9 protein-coding genes are annotated in these 19487 nt (G+C 69.3%); 8 read left to right on the top strand and 1 reads right to left on the bottom strand.

Translation table 11 applies throughout. From position 1 onward, the window contains the following. The 8 genes from AC0IZJ_RS25645 to AC0IZJ_RS25610 form a co-directional block, all read left to right on the top strand. The coding region (locus AC0IZJ_RS25645) for a dockerin (protein ID WP_471854636.1) at positions 1 to 2244 on the top strand (2244 nt) is incomplete at its 5' end. A gap of 36 nt (positions 2245 to 2280) precedes the next feature. Then, positions 2281 to 3726, top strand: coding sequence for a hypothetical protein (locus AC0IZJ_RS25640; RefSeq protein ID WP_471854634.1), 1446 nt, complete (start codon positions 2281 to 2283; stop codon positions 3724 to 3726). 3 nt (positions 3727 to 3729) lie between these two features. Next, a complete protein-coding gene (locus AC0IZJ_RS25635) occupies positions 3730 to 5208 on the top strand; it encodes a DUF1593 domain-containing protein (protein WP_471854633.1) in 1479 nt (492 codons plus the stop codon). 92 nt (positions 5209 to 5300) lie between these two features. Next, complete coding sequence (locus tag AC0IZJ_RS25630; RefSeq protein WP_471854631.1) at positions 5301 to 6509, top strand: glycoside hydrolase family 27 protein; 1209 nt, start codon at positions 5301 to 5303, stop codon at positions 6507 to 6509. A 58-nt stretch (positions 6510 to 6567) separates the two neighbouring features. Beyond that, positions 6568 to 8880 (top strand): PDZ domain-containing protein, encoded by a 2313-nt coding sequence (locus AC0IZJ_RS25625; RefSeq protein WP_471854629.1) that lies wholly within the window; start codon positions 6568 to 6570, stop codon positions 8878 to 8880. Positions 8881 to 9326: 446 nt separating this feature from the next. Then, on the top strand, positions 9327 to 12200 hold the full coding sequence (galA, locus tag AC0IZJ_RS25620; RefSeq protein ID WP_471854627.1) for a beta-galactosidase GalA: 2874 nt from the start codon (positions 9327 to 9329) through the stop codon (positions 12198 to 12200). A 55-nt stretch (positions 12201 to 12255) separates the two neighbouring features. Next, a complete protein-coding gene (locus AC0IZJ_RS25615; protein WP_471854625.1) occupies positions 12256 to 16590 on the top strand; it encodes an Ig-like domain-containing protein in 4335 nt (1444 codons plus the stop codon). A gap of 190 nt (positions 16591 to 16780) precedes the next feature. Then, on the top strand, positions 16781 to 17623 hold the full coding sequence (locus AC0IZJ_RS25610; protein ID WP_471854623.1) for a PA14 domain-containing protein: 843 nt from the start codon (positions 16781 to 16783) through the stop codon (positions 17621 to 17623). 210 nt (positions 17624 to 17833) lie between these two features. Here the strand turns inward: AC0IZJ_RS25610 and AC0IZJ_RS25605 are convergent, their stop codons facing one another. Next, complete coding sequence (locus AC0IZJ_RS25605; protein ID WP_471854622.1) at positions 17834 to 19315, bottom strand: tryptophan halogenase family protein; 1482 nt, start codon at positions 19313 to 19315, stop codon at positions 17834 to 17836. Positions 19316 to 19487: the final 172 nt, after the last annotated feature.

The raw sequence follows: 19487 nt of genomic DNA, 5'->3' as shown, positions 1-19487 counted from the left end.
GCGCCACCGCCACCGCCACCACCGCCGGCGCCGCCTCCTCCCCCGACGACGGGCGGCAGTGGCGCAACGACGTGGACGAGCGTGAAGTGGGGCGGTGGCGGCTACGTCACCGGCCTCGTCTTCCACCCGACCATCGCCAACCTGCTGTACGCGCGCACCGACATCGGTGGCGCCTACCGCTGGCACCACGCCACGTCGTCCTGGACGCCCATCACCGACGGCCTGGGCTTCGGTGCCGCCGAGGCCCGACACCACGGCGTGGAGAGCCTCGCCGTGGATCCCAACAACGACCAGCTCGTCTACATGGCCACCGGCATGTACGTGGCCGATGGCAACGGCCGCCTGTACATCTCCGGCGACCGTGGCGACCACTGGACCCACGTCGCCCTGCCCTTCCCGCTGGGTGGCAACAACCCCGGCCGGGCTATCGGCGAGCGCCTGATGGTCGATCCCAACAAGCCGTCGACGCTGTTCTACGGCTCGCGCACGGCCGGCCTGTGGAAGACCATCGACTCCGGCCTCACCTGGGCCCAGGTCACGTCGCTGTCGACGCTCAGGATGACCCAGGACCAGATCAACGCCAACGGCGGCACGGCGATGGGCGTCGAGATGGTGGTCTACGACACCGGCACCCAGGGCAGCGGCACGGCCACGCAGACGATCTACGCGCCCGTGGCGCCGGACTACGTCAACCTGGCAGGCTTGAGCTCGAACCTGTACAGGTCGACGGACGCCGGCGCGTCCTGGGCCGCGGTGCCGACCCCGGTCTCGGGCCATCACATCCCGCACATGGTTCGCGCTGCGGACGGCCTGTTCTATGTCGTGTTCACCAAGGACCCCGGGCCAGGCGCCGGCGGCCCGGCGCGGCTCTACAAGTTCGACGGCAGCAACTGGACCCTGCTCAACAGCAACGACTCCGCGGGCTACGGCGGCTTGTCGGTCTCCGGCACGGGTGCTGCCACGCGCATTGCGCTGGGTGTGACCAACACCTGGGGCGACTTCAACGGCCAGCAGATCATCCGGCTCTCGGACGACGCCGGTCGCAACTGGCGCGAGATCGCCGCCACCATGCCGCACACGCCGGCCGATGTCGGTTTCTGGGGCTGGCCTGACGATGTCGAGATCGATCCGTTCAACCGGGATCGCGTGCTGTACGTCACCGGCGGCGGCATCTGGGAAACGCGGAACGCCTCCTCGTCCACGCCGAGCTGGACCGAGGCGGTCGACGGCCTGGAGGAGACCGCAGTGCTTGGCTTGGCCACGCCACCGGCCGGCGCAACGTACACCTTGATCAACAGCTCGGGCGACGTCGGCCCCTGGGTCCACACCAATCTCGCGACCAAGCCGACGCTGACGCCGCGCACCGAATGGAGCAATGGCTTCGCCGCCGACATGGCGTGGGCCGACCCGCAGTACATCGTCAGCATCGGCGTCGTCCTCGGCACCAGCACCGGCTTCGGCTACTCGTCCGGCGACGGCGGCAAGACCTGGGCGAAATTCGCCACCTACCCGACGGGCGTCGCGGACAACAAGGGCGGGGAAGCGAGCATCGCCGTCACCGCGCGCAACAAGGCGGTCTGGGCGCCGGGCAACTCGGTGCCGTCGTACACGACCGACAACGGCGCCACCTGGGTCGCGACCAACCTGCCGGCCATCAACAGTGTCTTCCCCCGCGCTTACCGCCTGGTCGCGGATCGCCAGAACCCGAACAAGGTCTATGCCTACGATTCCGGCGGCCACTGGTGGGGCACGCCGGGCAAGGTCTACGTCTCCACGGACGGTGGCCGCACATTCACGCTCAGCGCGGGCTCGGTGGCGGCTGGGCTGGCACCGAACTACTTCGGCAACACCTCGCTGGCGGTCAACCCCAATGTCGAGGGCGACCTCTGGCTGGCCGACGGCAACGCGGTGTACCACTCGACCGATTCCGGCGCGACCTGGGCCAAGCTCAGCAGCTTCGCCTCGATCGTCACCGGCAACCCATGGGCCGAGGTGCAGGGCGCCTCGGTGCTGGCGCTGGGCAAGGCCAAGCCGGGCGCCGCGTACCCGGCAGCGGTCTATGTCGTGGGCGTGGTGGCCGGGGTTTGGGGCGTCTACCGCTCCGACGACGCCGGCGCCACCTGGACGCGCTTCAACGACGACGCCCACCAGTTTGGCGGCATCGGCGTGATCGCGGCGGACCAGAACAGCTATGGCCGGATCTACATCAGCGGCACCGGCCGAGGCCTGCTGTACAGCAACTGAACCGCGTTTCCTTCATCTCTCATTCCCGCATCGCTCATGAACAAGACAACATCGACGGACACCCTGCCCGATGAACCCGCCCGCCGCAGCTTCGTGCGCACCGTGGCAGGCGCCGGGCTGGCCGCCATGACCGGCGGGTCTGCCGCCGCGGCCGCTGCCCCTGCCGCCAACACCTCCGCCACCAGCGCCGCCGAGCCCGGCCTGCCCTTCCACGCCTGGGCACCGACGCCACCCATGGGCTGGAACAGCTGGGACGCCTTTGGCGCCAGCGTCACCGAAGCGGAGTACCTGGACAACGCGCGCATCCTGGCCGAACGCTTCCTGCCCTTCGGCTACGACACCGCCACCGTCGACATCCAGTGGTACGAGCCGGGCGCGACGTCGGGCTGGTACCGGAACTTCGCGCCGCTGGTGCTGGATGGCAACGGCCGCCCGCAGCCGGCGCCCAACCGCTTTCCCAGCGCCGCCGGCGGCCGCGGTTTTGCGCCGCTCGCCGCCCAGGTGCACGCCATGGGCCTGCGCTTCGGCGTGCACATCATGCGCGGCATCCCGCGCCAGGCGGTCGGGCTGGAACTGCCCATCGCCGGCAGCAAATACCGCTGCCACGAGGTGGCCAACGCCGGCTCGACCTGCGCCTGGAACACCGACATGTGCGGCGTGAACCCGGAGCATGCCGGCGCCTTCGACTGGTACCGCGCCTGGTTCGCGCAGCTGGCCGAATGGGGCGTGGACTTCGTCAAGGTCGACGACATCGCCGCCCCCAACTACCAGGCCAAGGAAGTGGAGCTGATCCGCCGCGCCATCGACGCCACCGGCCGCCCCATGGTGCTGAGCCTCTCGCCCGGCCCGTCGCACCTGGATCAGTCCGCCCACCTGCAGGCGCACGCCAACCAATGGCGCGTCTGCAACGACTTCTGGGACACCTGGCCGCAACTGCGCGACAACCTCGTGAACCTCGTGAAGTGGGCACCGCACGCCCGCGCGGGTGCCTGGCCCGATGCCGACATGCTGCCCGTCGGCAAGATCGGCCTGCGCAACTACGACGAGAAAGGCCGCGGCGATCGCGATACCGGCTTCACGCGTGACGAGCAGCTGATGATGCTCACGGCCTGGACCTGCGCGCGCAGCCCCCTCATCCTCGGCAACGACCTGCGCAAGCTGGACGACTGGACGCTGCGCCTGGTGACCAACCCCGAGGTGCTGGCGCTGCTGCGCGTGCCCGGGGCACGCGAGTGGCACTCGGTCGCCCAGGGTCACCGCTTCGTCTGCACCGGCCCGCAAGGCACCTGGGCGGCATGGCTGAACACCGGCGACGCGCCATGGCAGGTGCCGTTGCCGGCATGGCTGCCCGACGCCACCCGCGACTGCTGGGCGCGCGCCGACCTGCCCACGGGCACCCGCATGCTGACCGTGCCGCCTCACGGCGCGCGCCTCGTCCGCTGCGGCGTGGCTGCGGCAGACACCAGGAAAAAGGCAAGCTGACCGGTGTCTCTCACCTCACGCAGACTCGCAGTCATCGCGCTGCTCGGCGCGCTGATGCTGTCGGCCGGCGCTGCGCCCGCTTCTTCCGCTTCTGCCCGGCCCGAAGCGCCGGCCCTCAAGCCACGCCTCGTCGTTCTCACCGACATCGAGAACGAGCCCGACGACACCCAGTCCCTCGTGCGGCTGCTGCTCTACGCCAACGACATCGAGCTGCGCGGCCTGGTGGCCACGACCTCGGTGCACATGAAGCAGGGCGTGCATCCCGAGTCGATCAAGAGTTTGATCCAGCGCTACGCCCAGGTGCTGCCCCGGCTGCGCCAGCATGACCGCACCTACCCCGACGCTGCGCAACTGCTGGCCCGCGTGGCGCCAGGGCAGCCTGGCTATGGCTTGCAGGCCATCGGCGACGGGCGTGACAGCCCTGGCTCACAACTGCTGCTGCGTGAGCTGGAACGCCCCGACCCGCGCCCGCTGTGGGTCAGCGTCTGGGGCGGGGCCAACACACTGGCCCAGGCCCTGCACGACCTGCGCCGCACGCGCCCGAAAGCAGCCGTTGATGCGGCCGTCAGCCGGCTGCGCGTCTACACCATCTCCGACCAGGACGACAGCGGTGCGTGGCTGCGCCGCGAGTTCCCCGGCCTCTTCTACATCGTCAGCCCCGGCAGCTATGCGCGCCCCACCTGGACCGCAATCCACCGCGAGGTCGAGGGCATCGACAACCAGCACGTCAGCAATGCCTGGATAGCCCGAAACATCCAGCAGGGCCACGGCCCGCTGGGCGCCGCCTACCCCGACACCGCCTACGGCATGGAAGGCGACACGCCCTCCTTCCTCGGCCTCATTCCCAACGGCCTGAACGCGCCCGAGCACCCGAACTGGGGCGGCTGGGGCGGGCGCTACGAGCTCTACACGCCGCGCCGTGAGGACACCGACCCGGACGGCTTCACCGGTGGCGTGCCCGTCGAGCAGGAGACGCGCCCGATCTGGACGAATGCCGTGGATCGCTACCGGCCCGCGGTTGCTTCAGCCTACGGCCGCCCGCTCAAGGCCGGGGAGCGCGAGTACAACGACAACGCCGTGACGCTGTGGCGCTGGCGCGAGGCCATCCAGAACGACTTCGCCGCCCGCATGCTGTGGACGACGCACGCGCCCGCCGAGGCCAACCACGCGCCGGTCGTGCGCCTGGCCCATGCCGCCGAGCTGCATGTACGCGGCGGCGACTGGGTCACCCTCGACGCCAGCACCAGCAGCGACCCCGATGGCGACAGCCTGAGCTTCCTGTGGCTTGCGTACCCCGAGGCCGGCACGCTGAAAACGCCGCTGCCGCTGAGCACCGAGGTCCAGTCCCGCATCGCCCTACGGCTACCCGAGGTGGATGCGGCCGCCACCGCCCACGTCATCGTGCAGGTCAGCGACAAGGGCACGCCCGCCCTCACGCGCTATCAGCGCGTGATCCTGCACCTCGAGCCGCGCGCGCGATGAAGTCGAGCCACGGCATGCAAACACCCGCACTTCTTGACGGCGTCCCCAGGTCATCCAACCTTCCACCTCAGTCCATCTTCGAAAGAGCCCTGATGCACCCCCTGATCCAACGCGCGGCGCACGTGCTGGCCCTGCTCGGCGCCCTTGTGGCCCTGCCGGTCCACGCCCACGACACCCTCAAGCTCGACGCGCCCAAGCCCAACCTCGCACCCACGCCGCCCATGGGCTGGAACTCCTGGAACAAGTTCGCCTGCAACGTCAGCGAGCAACTGATCCGCCAGCAGGCCGACGCCATGGTGGCGTCCGGCATGAAGGACGCCGGCTACCAGTACATCGTCATCGACGACTGCTGGCAGAAAAGCCGGGACGCCGACGGCAACATCCAGGCCGACCCCGAGCGCTTCCCGTCCGGCATCAAGGCACTGGCCGACTACGTGCATGGCAAGGGCCTGAAGTTCGGTCTCTACTCCGACGCCGGCTCCCTGACCTGCGGCGGCCGCCCAGGCAGCGCCGGCCATGAGTTCCAGGACGCGCGCCAGTACGCCAAGTGGGGCGTCGACTACCTGAAATACGACTGGTGCTACACCGGCACCCGCAACGCCGAGGCGGCCTACACCATCATGGCCAAGGCCCTGCGCGAGTCGGGCCGCGACATCGTGTTCTCGCTCTGCGATTGGGGCGGCAGCAAGCCTGGCCGCTGGGCCCACCCGGTCGGTCATCTGTGGCGCACCACGGGCGACATCTACGACGCCTGGGAAGGCAAGAGGGAATGGTCACACGGCATGCTCAACATCCTCGACATGAACGCCGAGCTGGCGGGCGAGTCCGCCCCGAACGGCTGGAACGACCCTGACATGCTGGAAGTGGGCAACGGCGGCATGACGACCACCGAGTACGAGTCGCACTTCTCGCTGTGGGCCATGCTGGCCGCGCCGCTGATCGCCGGCAACGACCTGTCGAAGATGGACGCCGACACGCTGCGCATCCTCACCAACAAGGACGTCATCGCCGTCGACCAGGACCCGCTGGGCAAGCAGGGCCGCCGCATGCTGAAGGAAGGCGACCTCGAGGTCTGGGTGCGCCCGCTGGCGGGCGGTGAGCATGCGGTGGTGCTGTTGAACCGCGGCAAGACCCCCGCCGACATCAAGGTCACCTGGGATCAGCTCCAGTTGGGCGCCGACCAGAAGGCCGACGTGAAGGACCTGTGGAGCAAGAAGGTCACGAATGGCGTGCGCGGCCGCTACGTCGGCAAGGTGGCACCGCACGGCGTGAACATGGTTCGCATCAAGGCCGCGCCGTGATGGGCCTGGTGAACGCCTGCCGTCCAATGCGGATGACCGAGCCGCAGCCAGGCCCGCCATGAGGATGAAGTCACTGCTGCTCGCTCTGGCGGTGATGGCCTGCGGCGCGCAGGCCGATTCGCTGATCGTGAAGGACGCGCAGTCTCTGGAGGCGGCCCTGCAGCGGGCGCGTGCCGACAAGCGCATCACGCGCGTTGAACTGGCCACCGGCCGCTACGAACTGGCCGCACCCATCTTCATCGACGAGCGCCTGTCCGGCACGGTCGACAAGCCCTTTGTGCTCGCGGCGGCGCCCGGTGCACAGCCCGTGCTGAGCGGCGCGATGTCGCTGCCAGCGCTGCGTTGGGAGGCCTGGAAGGACGGCCTCTGGCGCGCCCGGTTTGCTGGCGGGTCGTTCCAGCGCCTGTGGTTGGGGCAGCGCATGCTGGTGCGCGCCCGCTACCCCAATGTCGACCCGGCGGGGCCGGGCTTCGGCGGTGCGGCCGATGCCACCTCGCCCGAGCGCGTGGCACGTTGGCGTGACCCGCAAGGCGCCGTGCTGCACGCGCTGCACGGTTACGGCTGGGGCGGCCTTCAGATCGCCATCCTGGGCAAGAAGCCCGACGGCAGCCTGGACTACGGCCCGCAGCTGGCCAACAACCGCGCCATGCCACCGAGCGACAAGGACCGCTATGTCGAGAACGTGCTGGAAGAGCTGGACGCGCCGGGCGAGTGGTTCCACGACCGCCGCGACGGCTGGCTCTACTTCAAGCCGCTCTCCGGCGAGCGGCCGCCGGCACGCGGCTTTCGCGGCAGCACACAGGAAGCCCTGATCCGCATCGAGGGCAGCAAGGCTCCGGTGCAGCACTTGCGGGTCCGCGATCTGGTGTTCCGCGAGACGGAACCCACCTTTCTGAAAGCCACCGAGCCCCTGCTGCGCTCGGACTGGAAGTTCCATCGCTCGGGCGCCGTGACCATCGAGAACGCCGCCGACGTTCGCGTCGAGGGCTCCGAGTTCGTCGACCTCGGCGGCCATGCCGTCGTGGTGAGCGGCCGCGCGCAGCGTGTAGCAATTGCGGGCAACCACATCCACGACATCGGTGGCACGGCCATCGCCTTCGTCGGCCGGCCCGAAGCGGTGCGCTCACCATTGTTCGAGTACCAGGAGCAGCTGGACGTCGCGGCCATCGACCGCACGCCCGGCCCCAAGTCGGACGCCTACCCGAAGGACTCCGAGGCCAGCGACAACCTCATCCACGACATCGGCCAGATCGACCGCCAGGCCACCGGCGTGCAGATCGCGATGGCGGCGCGCATCACGGTTGACCACAACAGCATCTACCGCATGCCGCGCGCCGGCATCAACATCGGCGACGGCAACTGGGGCGGGCATCGCATCACCCACAACGACGTCTTTGACACCGTTCGCCTGACCGGCGACCACGGCAGCTTCAACAGCTGGGGCCGCGACCGCTTCTGGCACCCCGACCGCGCCGAGATGGACCGCCGCGCCGCCGTTCACCCGGAGCTGGCGTTGCTGGATGCCGTCGAGCCCATCGTCATGCATCGCAACCGCTGGCGCTGCGACCACGGCTGGGATGTCGACCTGGACGACGGCGCCTCCAACTACGTCATCGAGCAGAACCTGATGCTGGCCGGCGGGCTGAAGCTGCGCGAGGGCTTCCAGCGCATCGTGCGCAACAACATCCTCGTGGGCGGCAGCTTCCATCCGCATGTGTGGTTCGACAACGGCGGTGATGTCTTCGAGTCCAACGTCGTCATGGGCGCGCACCAGCCGGTCGAGATCAAGCGCTGGGGCCGCAGCGTCAACCGCAACCTCTTCGCGGCCGAGGCCGACCTGAAGGATGCGCAGGCGCGGGGCACCGATGCCGACTCCGTCGCGGGCGATCCGCGTTTCGCCTCGCCGGCCAAGGGCGACTACACCGTCACCAACGCCGCGCTCGCAGCGCGGGTCGGCTTCGTCAACTTCCCGATGGACGACTTCGGCGTGCGACCGGCGCGGCTGAAGGCGCTCGCGCTGCGGCCGGCTTTCCCGGTGCCGGCGTTGCGCGCCCAGGCAGCGCCGAAGGAAGCCGCAGTGACGTTGCAAGGGCTGAAGCTCAAGTCCGTCGAGACGTTGGGGGAGCAGTCCGCCGCCGGCTTGCCTTCCATCGCGGGCGTGCTGGTTCTTGCCGTCGAACCGGCGGGTCCCGGCGAGGCGGCAGGCCTCAGGCCGCGCGACGTGGTCGTGGGCGTTGACAAGGCAGGCGGCATTGCCGACCTGGCACATCTGCGCCAGTTGCTGGCCACAGGGCAGCCGCTCGCCCTTGTCGTCGTGCGCAACCAGACGCGAGTCGTCCTGAGTTGGCCTGGGAGCCAGAACGCGCCGTGAACCCGTCGCCGTCGCGGGCCGTCGCGCCCGGCCGCATGCAGCTCGTCGTCGCCGTCGCGGCGCTGGCGCAGCAGGTTCTCGACGCCTGGCGTCGAACGCGCAAAGGCGGGTGATCGGCTCCTGATTGCAGAGCGGGGCCTCAGCGGGGCGCGTTCTCTACGTTGCCGCCCGCTGTCCGCGGATCAGCGCTGATGCCTCCGCGCTCCGTATCGCTCACCCCAACCCGGTGACAGGGTCTTCGCCAGTTGTATTGGTCTGACCTCTTGCCGCAAAATTCAAAGAAATCCAGGGTATCAGCCCAAATTGGTCATACCGACACAAGAAGGCCACTCTCTTAGGTGCAACTGCGCCCCTCCGCAGTTCATCGGCCGACTGTCCCAAACCTCACAGCGAAGCGTGCGTGATCGCGACGCCGGCGAACAGACAACCTTTCTCGAAAAATCCAGATGAGACGCGATTGCTTCTTCTTCCGAACCGTTTGGCTCTGCTGGGCCTTCGCGCTCGCCCTCGCCGCCGGCAGCGCCAGTGCAGCAGACAGCCCGCGCCAGCGCACCCGCATCGACAACGGCTGGCGTTTCGCGCTGGGCCATGCGCATGACCCGGCGCAGGATTTCAACCACGGCACGGGCTCCTTCTTCTTCGCCAAGGCCGGCTTTGGCGATGGCCCTGCGGCGGCCGACTTCGACGACCGCGCCTGGCGCCGCCTGGACCTGCCGCACGACTGGGCGGTGGAGCTGCCGTTCTCCCAACGCGGCAGTTCGCTGCATGGCTCCAAGGCCATCGGCCGGGCCTTCCCCGAGAACAGCGTCGGCTGGTACCGGCGCGAACTCACCATTCCAGCGTCTGCCCAGGGCAAGCGCATCGCGCTGGAATTCGACGGCGTCTTCCGCGACAGCGTGGTCTGGGTCAATGGCCACTACCTGCATCGCGAGGCCAGCGGCTATTCGAGCTTTCGCGTCGACATCAGCAACTACCTGAACTACGGCGGCCGCAATGTCGTCGCCGTGCGGGTGGACGCCACCACGCAGGAAGGCTGGTGGTACGAAGGCGCCGGCATCTACCGCCATGTCTGGCTGACGCAGATCGAGCCGCTGCGCGTGGACCACTGGGGCACGTTCGTGCGCAGCACGGTCACCGGCGGCCGCGCCGAGGTGGCCGTCGACACGACGGTGCGCAACGACGGCAAGGCAACCGCGGCCTTCAGCCTGGAACACGAGCTGCGCGACCCCGAAGGCCGCGTCGTCGCGCGCGCCAGCGTGCCTGCCAGGCGCGTGGGTGTGGACACCAGCACCGATGTGGCCGCCACGCTGCGCGTGACGGCGCCGCAGCTGTGGTCGCTGGAAACGCCGCAGCGCTACACGCTGACGACGCATGTGAAGAGCGGCGACAAAGCGGTCGACAGCTACGACACGCCCTTCGGCATCCGCACGATCCGCTTCGACGCCAACGCGGGCTTCTTCCTCAACGGCCGCCACGTCAAGCTGCATGGCGTCAACAACCACCAGGACCATGCCGGCATCGGCATCGCCCTGCCCGACGCCATGCATGAGGCGCGGCTGAAGATGCTCAAGGGCATGGGCGTCAACGCCATCCGCTCGGCGCACCATCCGGCCACGCCCGAGCTGCTGGACGCCTGCGACCGGCTGGGCATCCTCGTCATCGACGAGCACCGCATGATGGGCACCGCGCCGCAGATCCGCGACGAGATGGAACGCATGGTGCGGCGCGACCGCAACCACCCGTCCATCATCCTGTGGTCGGTCGGCAACGAGGAATGGGCCATCGAGAACAGCGCCGTCGGTACGCTTTTGGCGCGTGAGATGCAGGCGATCATCAAGCGCATGGACCCGACGCGTCCGGGCACGCTGGCGGCGTCCGGCTCAGGTGGGCCTGAAGGCACCGCAGTCGGCTCGGAGGTGCTCGGCTTCAACTACAAGGCCCAGCACAACATCGATGCGATGCACAAACGCTTCCCCGAGCGCGCAACGGTCGTCACCGAGGAAGGCCTGACCTACGCCACGCGCGGCATCTACGCCGACGATCCGGCCCGCGTGCAGGTCGCTGCCTACGACAAGCGCTCCGGCGGCGCGTCGACCGCGTCCGTCGAAGAGGCCTGGCGCTTCAATGCCGAGCGCAAGTTCATTGCCGGCGTGTTCTTCTGGACCGGCTTCGACTACCGCGGTGAGACCACGCCCTTCGGCTGGCCCGCCGTCTCCTCGCAGTTCGGCATGATGGACACGACCGGCCTGCTGAAGGACAGCGGCCACTATCTCCGCACGGCCTGGACCACCGAGCCCACCGTGCATGTGCTGCCGCACTGGAACTGGCCCGGCCGCGAAGGCCAGCCCATCGATGTGCGCGTCTACGCCAACACCGACGAGGTCGAGCTGCTGCTGAACGGCACGTCGCTGGGCCGCAAGCCGCTGGCGCGCTACGCCCATCTGCCATGGAGCGTGCCCTACGCGCCGGGCAGCCTGGTGGCACGAGGCTATCAAGCCGGCAAGCTGGTCGTCACCGAAACCGTGGCCACCACGGGCAATGGCAGCGCGGTGCGGCTGACGGCCGACCGCGCACGCATCCGCGCCGATGGCGACGACGTGGCGGTGGTGCGGGTCAGCGTGGTCGACCGTGAGGGCCGCGTCGTGCCCACGGCCGGCCAGCGCATCAACTTCGAGGTGTCGGGGCCTGCGCGGCTCATCGGCATGGGCAATGGAGACCCGGGCTCGCACGAGGCCGACAAGCCGGCCGAGTTCCATCGCTACGCGGCGCTCGACCGCTGGCGCCTGCAGGGCGTGGCGCGGCAGGAGGACGCGGCGGCATTGCTGGCCGATGCCGATGCCGCAAAGGCGCGCGACCCATTCGCCTGGCTGCCGCCGGAGAAGCAGCCGGCGGACAGCGCCTGGAACGTCGTGCACGCAAGCTTTGCCCGCCCGGCCGCCGGGGTTGGCCGCGCGGCGCTGTTTGTGGGCGACATCACGCCCGGCCAGCAGGTCTACCTGAACGGCAGGGCCCAGACGCCGCGCCGCGAGGACGGCATCGGCGTGATCGACCTGGACCTTGCCCAGCTGGCCGACGTCAACACGCTGACCCTCGTCTTCGCCACACCGACCGAAGGCATGCGCAAGCTGATCGAGGGCGCCCAGGGCGGCCGGCGCTGGTTGACGCTGCGCACGACCACGGCCACCGCGCCCTGGCAACGCAGCGTGTTCAACGGCCATGCGCAGGTCATCCTGCAGTCCACCGACAGCCCCGGCCGCATCACGCTGCGCGCCACCAGCGACGGTCTGGACCTCGGCACGCTGAGCCTCGAAACCTACTGAACAGAGCGCCGGGCGCCGGGCGCCGGCGAGAAGTATGAGAACAATGAGACAAGCGATGAAGTTCCGAACAGCAGCCGTTGCGCTGCTGAGCCTGGGCGCGGCTTTCCTGGCGCACGCCGCCATCACCGGCGGCAGCGCGCTGACGTTGCTGGCCTCGCTGGCCGCCCTGGTCACTGCCGAGCCCAGACAAGGCCCCGGCCTGGGCAACCTCAGCTACACCGAGGCCGAGCTGTTCAACCCCGTCTCGGTGATCAAGACCGAGACAGCGCCGGGCGCGGGCAACGGCGACATCCCGTTTCGCTACCCGGGGCGGCAGGAGTACGGCACCAACGTCACGCTGATGCTCAACGGCTACCTCGTCGTGATGTTCGCACCGGACAGCGGCCAGTCCACCGGCGGCTTCCTCGTCTACGACGTCTCCAACCCGCGCAGCCTGCGGCTGGTCAAGAAGATCTACGAGCCCGAGGGGCGCACCGCGCAATTCCGCGAGCCGCACGCCATCGGCCACTCGACGATCAACGGCCGGCAATACCTGGTCGTGCCCAGCACCAAGGGCATCGAGTTCTGGGACTTCAGCGACGTCAACGACATCCGCCAGGTCAGCAAGCTATCGCTGCCAACGGTCGACGGCGGCGACTACTCCAAGGTCACCTGGCAGCTGTGGTGGCAGGCGCCGTACGTGTACGTGGCATCGGCCGAGGACGGCATGTACATCGTCGACGCGCGCGACCCGGCCCACCCGGTGCTGGCCAACCGTGGCGGCGGGCGGCCCAACCCGGTGCCCACCGGCGAGCTGGGCAGCTTTCGCATCGGGCCGATCTTCACGATGGGCAACCACCTCGTGCTGAGTTCGATGGACACCTACGCCGGGCTGGCCAGCCTGGACATCTCCGACCCGCTGAACCCCCGCCTGCTGGACAGCGTCGGCAATGTGCCCTTCTTCTATTCGATCTGCTTCGACGGCCGCAACGTCTACGGCTCGGCCCGTGGCCGTGGACCCGACGGGCGCATGTTCTCCTTCGACCTGGAGGACCCGGCCCGCTTCGTGCCCAAGGACGACCGGCTGCTGATGGACGAGCAGCTCTATTGCAGTACGCAGGACCAGTTCGTCTTTCAGGGCGCGCAGGTGCGGATGCACAAGGTCGACGTCAGCGACCCGCTCAACCACCGGCGCGTCGCCAGGGCCGGCCTCTACCCCGAAGGCTCCGACGAGGCCAGCCACTCGGACCACGGCCAGGTCACGCCGATGGGCAACCTGGTCTACGTCGGCAACGACCACGGCCAGGGCAGCGGCTTCATCGTGCACGACCGCAACCCGGACACAACGCCACCCAAGGTGCGCCAGGTCTCGCCCCGGCCCGGGGCCATCAAGCAGGCGACGACCTCGCGCATCGGCATCGCGCTGACCGACAACATCCTGCCGGAGAGCCTCAACGCCACCAGTTTCATCGTGCGCCCGCGCGGCGGCGCGCCGCTGGCCGGCACCTACAGCGTGCAGCTCGGCATCGTCAACTTCGCGCCGGCGCAAGACCTGGCCCCGAACACGACCTATGAAGTGCTGCTTCCGGCCGGTGGCCTGAGGGACTACGCCGGCAACGCCGTCGCCACGGCGTTCAGTGCGCAGTTCACCACCGGCGACCGCAGCCAGCGCGCCGTCGCCGACACGGCAGCGACCACCGGCCTGGCCCACCACTGGCCGCTGGCGCAGAGCCTGGGGGACATCGTTGCCGGCAACGACGGCCAGACGACGCCCAGCGACAGCTTCCGCGACGGCGGCCTGAACTTCGCGAGCCGCAGCGCCGGCGTGGTGCTGGGCAAGCCGGACAGCACCAATCTGGCCGGCGGCACCGCCACGCTGAGCCTGCATATGAAGACCACCCAGCGCGGCCACGCCAACGCGGCGCAGGCGCCCGGCATCTTCGGGCAAGGCCCGGCGGGCATGCTGTGGGGCTGGCTGGACGAGCGGGGCCGGCTGCGGCTGTCCGTCGGCGAGCCCTCCCCTACCAACCCCGGCCTCGCATCGGCCCAGCCGGTCAACGACGGCCGCTGGCATGCCGTCATGCTGACGCGCGACGCGGTCAGCGGCGCGCTGACCCTGCGCGTGGACGGCGTCAAGCGCAGTGGCAAGGGCCCGGCGGGTCAACGGGGTTCACCCGCCCAGCCGCTGCTGCTCGGCCAGATCCAGGGCAGTGCCGACTTCTTCCGCGGCCGCCTGGCGGACGTGCGCCTCTACAACCGTGTGCTGGGCGACGGCGAGGCCGCCACGCTGGACCGCCAGGCCGCCGTGCGCGTTGCCGGCGCGGTGGGCGATGCGACGCTGGTGGTTGGCAGCCGGGCGGACTTCAACCCCACCGTGCTGGCGCGCGCCGGCGCGCAGTACCGCTGGAACTTCGGCGACGGCTCACAGCGCACCGCGTACTCGCGCACGCTGGCGGCATCGCACAAGTTCACGGTCGCCGGCCACTACAACGTGGTGTTGACGGTGCGCACGGCCGATGGCGCGGAGCAGACCCACGCGCTGCACCGCACCGTCATCAACCCGCGCACCGCCAAGGCGCCCGCACAAAGCAGCAACATCGTCGGCAACGCCGCGCAGGTGTTCAGCGTCAACCCCGACAGCGGCACCGTCACGGCGATTGCTGCGGACACGCTGGCCAAGGCCTGGGAGGCCCGCGTCGGCGATGAGCCGCGCACGTTGGCCATCGGGCCGGACGGGCGCGTGTGGGTCACCGTGCAGGGCGAGGACAAGCTCGTCGCGTTGAACCCGCAGGACGGCAGCGTCTCGGCCACCGTGCAGCTGCCCTACGGCAGCGCGCCGCATGGCGTCGTCTTCACGCCGGACCAGCGCATGGGCCTGGTCACGCTGGAGGGCAGCGCCACACTGATGAGCTTCGACCCGGCCAGCGGCGCCGCGCGTACATCGCTCAAGCTGACGGGTGACGTGCGCGGCATCGCCGTCAACGCGGATTCCTCCCAGGCGCTGGTGACACGCTTCCGCTCGCGCATGGACCGCGGCGAGGTGTACCGCGTCGGCCTGGACAAGAAGCTGACCCTGTACCAGACCGTGCCCCTGCGCGTCGACACGACGACGATCGACGCCGAGAACCGCGCGCGCGGCGTGCCCAACTACCTGCACCAGGTGGTCATCTCGCCGGACGGCCTGCGTGCCGCGCTGCCGTCCAAGAAGGACAACATCGTCGGCGGCACCTTCCGCGACGGCCGGCCGCTGGCGCACGAGACGACGGTGCGCTCCATCCTGTCGCAGCTCGCGCTGGTGCCCGACGCAGCCGAGGTGTTCTCCGAGCAGCTCGACTTCAACGACCGCGCGCCGGCCCGTGCCGCGGCCTATTCGCCCAACGGCGACTACCTGTTCGTCGCGCAGATGGAGGGCAACCGCATCGCCGTCGTCGATGCCTACAACCGCTCGGTGCGCGGCGAGATCGAGACCGACCGCGCGCCGCATGGCCTGTACGTCGACGAGCGGCGCCAGCGCCTGTACGTCAACAACTTCCTGGGCCGCTCGGTCGGCGTTTACGACATCGCGCCGGTGCTGTCGGCGGAGTCTTTCTCCGCCCGGCCGCTCGCGACCGTGGCGGCAGTGGCTGTCGAGCCGCTGCCGCAGGCCGTGCTGCGCGGCAAGCGGCTGTTCTACAACGCCGCCGACCGGCGCATGAGCCGCGACAACTACATGTCCTGCGCGAGTTGCCACGCCGATGGCGGCGACGACGGCATGGTCTGGGACTTCACGCAGCGCGGCGAAGGCCTGCGCCGCACCATCAGCCTGAACGGGCGCGCGGGCCTGGGCCAGGGCCGCGTGCACTGGACCGCCAACTTCGACGAGCTGCAGGACTTCGAGAACGACATCCGCGGCGCCTTCGGCGGCACGGGCTTCCTGAGTGACCGCGACTTCTGGGCCACGTCCGACCCGCTCGGCGCACCCAAGAGCGGGCGCAGCCGCGACCTCGACGACCTTGCCGCCTACATGAGCTCGCTGTCGCGGCACGGCCGCAGCCCGGAGCGCCAGGCCGATGGCAGCCTGACCGTGGAGGCGCTGCGCGGCCAGCAGCTGTTCGGCACCATGCAATGCGCGACCTGCCACGCCGGCGCGACACGCAAGGACGGCCTGCGCCACGATGTCGGCACCGTCCAGGCCTCGTCCGGCAAAGGCTCCCGGCAGGCTCTTGCCGGGGTCGGCTTCCACACGCCGCCGCTGCAAGGCCTGTGGGCCGCACCGTCCTTCTTCCACAACGGCCAGGCCGCGACGTTGCAGGACGTGTTGGCGTCCGGGCACGGCGGCACGCAGGCGCTGTCTACCGCCGACCGCGGCGCGTTGGCCAGCTTCCTGCGTTCGCTGGACGCGCGCGGCGCCGGTGAAAGGACGCCTCCGTGAGCCAAACACGCATGCTGCGGCTGCTCCTGCGGCGCACGCCTGGAACCCGTGCGCGTCACTAGAAAACAGACTCACGTCACGAGAAGAACTCATGTCCTCGCTACCGAAAGACCCGGCCCCGGCCACCGCCGAACCTGCACAGCGGCCGCAATGGGGCCGCCGATTCAACGTCTACGCGCTGACGATTGCCGTGGTCTTCCACCTCGTGCTTCTGGTGCTGGTGCTGTCGTGGCGTTCGCGGGTGCCGCCACCAAACAAGCCGCGCATATCGCAGATCAGCATCGTCGAGGTCAAGCAGCCACCCAAGCCCTCCGAACCGCCGCCGCCCCCGCCCAAGCTGCCAGACCCGCCGCCGCCGAACATGCCAGCCATTCCCGAAATTCCGCCCATCGAGGTGCCCAAGGTCGCACCGGTGCCGCCGCCGGTCCAACCTCCGCCGCCGCCGCCACCGCCCGCGCCCACACCCCCGCCGCCTACGGTGACCGCTGCCGCAGCCAGCAGCCCGGTGCCGCCGAAGCTGTTTGAAGAATGCGCGGACGCGCCGGATCGCAAGATGATTGCCGAGGTGTTCCGCCTGCGGCCGGGCTTCACCCAAGTGAAGGACATTCGCCGGCTCAAACCCGTCAAGACCGTCTGCCTGGCCCAACTCGACGTCTCGCCGCGCAAATTCAATGACGGGTTCCCGGGGCTGGACATGAACGAATGGTTCGGGCTGGACATCCGCTTCACCGTCAACATCCCGCAGGACATCACCATGGATCTCATGGTGCTGTCTGACGACGGGGCCATCCTCACCGTGGATGACGTGGAAGTGATCAACAACGACGGCATCCATGCGCCGTCTCCGCTGATGGAGACGGTGAAGCTGGCCAAGGGCCTGCGCAACTTCCGCGTGCGCTATTTCCAGGGGCCAGGCCCGGACCTGGCTCTGGCGCTGGTCTGGAAGAAGCCAGGAGCGCCCGACGCCGACTACCGGTTCATCCCACAACGGCTGCTCGGGCGACCGGCGGCCGCTGCTTCAGCCCCGCAGTAGGCTGGACGACATCGGGGGGACTCGATCGCACGGAGCGCCAAGATGGACAAGACGCCGATGGACCGCAACCGCTGCCGCACGCGGCATCGGCGACGCCCACCGGCCTGTTCCATCCATGCCTCAGAAGGGTTCGGCAGGTACGGCATTGCGCAAGGTTGAGCTGGCGCTGGGCTGCTGCAGCGATCAACCGGACGCAGTGCAGCCGTGCAGTTATCCCAATGTCCTGCGCAGCGTGTGATGGTGCTGCGGCATGCGGACCACCGTTGCCTTGATGGCGTTTCGACGCGCCTGCAGTGCTGCCAGCGCCCGTTCAGGGGGGATCTCGCCGACGACCGGGTCGTGGCGCTCGGGCCAGTGGTCCATGCCGGCGTGGATGGCCAGCCAGCTCGTGGCGTCGAAGCCTTCCTCGTCGCACTCGTGCAGCACGCCGTAGCGGCGCCACAGTTCCAGCCGATACGCCAGCGTGTCGGGCAGCGCCATCGTCGACACATGCCGCCACAGCTCGCTGTCGCGGCGGCGGGTCAGGCAGTAGTGCAGGATGATGAAGTCGCGAATGCGCGTGAAGCGGCGCGCGGAGCCTTCGTTGAACAGCGCCAGGTCTGATTCATCCACCGGAGACCCGGCCAGCAGCGCCGTCATCAGGCGGGCGATGCCGTCCTGCACGAGGTAGATGCTGGTCGATTCCAGCGGCTCCAGGAAGCCGGAGGACAGGCCAATGGCGACGACGTTGTGCACCCACGGGCGCTGGCGGTGGCCGGTGGTGAAGCGGAGCAGGCGCGGCTCGGCCAGCGGCTTGCCGTCCAGCCCCGCCAGCAGTTGCTCACGCGCCCGGTCGGCATCAATGAAGCGGCTGGAGAAAACGTGGCCGTGGCCGGTGCGGCCTTGCAGCGGGATTCGCCAGACCCAGCCTGCTTCCAGGGCGGTGGACTGCGTGTAGGGGGCGAGTTCCTCGCCGACCCGCTCCGTCGGGCAGGCCCAGGCGGCGTCGACCGGCAGCCAGTGGCTGAAGTCGACGAAAGGCTCCGCCAACGTCTTGCCCAGCAGCAGCGAGTGAAAGCCCGAGCAGTCGACGAAGAGGTCGCCCTCGACGCGCCGCCCGTCTTCGAGCGTCAGGGCCGCCACGCCACCATCGGCGCGTCGCGACACCTCGAGGATGCGTCCCTGTGTGTGCCGGACGCCGCGCTGCAACGCGAGCTTGCGCAGGAAGGCCGCGTACTTGACCGCGTCGAAGTGATAGGCGTACTTGAACCCGGCGTCCTCGCCGTCGGGGGCCAGTGCAAACCGGCCCTGCATCGCCATCACCGTCGGCACGCACTGCAGGCCCAGCGGCTCCGCCAACCGCAGGCGCCGGTGCTGGGCCCAGAGGGTCTGCGATCCGAACAGCTTGCCGAAATGACCGAAGGTATGGAAGTAGTCCTTGCCGGCCTCCAGCCAATCGCAGAAGCGAATGCCCAGCTTGTAGGTGCCATCCGTGGCGCGCAGGATCTCCGCCTCGTTGATGCCGACCAGACGGTTGTATTCGCGGATGGAGGGGAAGGTCGCTTCGCCGACGCCGATGATGCCGATCTCCTCGGACTCGACAAGCTCCACGGTGACGCCGCGGCCCTTCAGCCCGGTGACCAGGGCCGTGGCCGTCATCCACCCCGCGCTGCCACCGCCCACGACGACGATGCGGTCAAACTTCTGTGTCATACGGACTCTGCCAGGTTCGCCGGCGGGAACGACCTGCCAACGTTGATCATTCCACGCTCCGCCCGTGAGTCTCAGCGGGTCGTCGCAGCCTTGCCGCCCAGATCGTGCCCTCTGAAACGGGGCATGCCGCCCGGACGGACTGTCCGGGCGGCATGCAGGTTCAGCAGCGTCA

Source organism: Roseateles sp. AC306, assembly GCF_979253795.1.
This window is presented reverse-complemented; position numbering and strand designations above follow the sequence as displayed.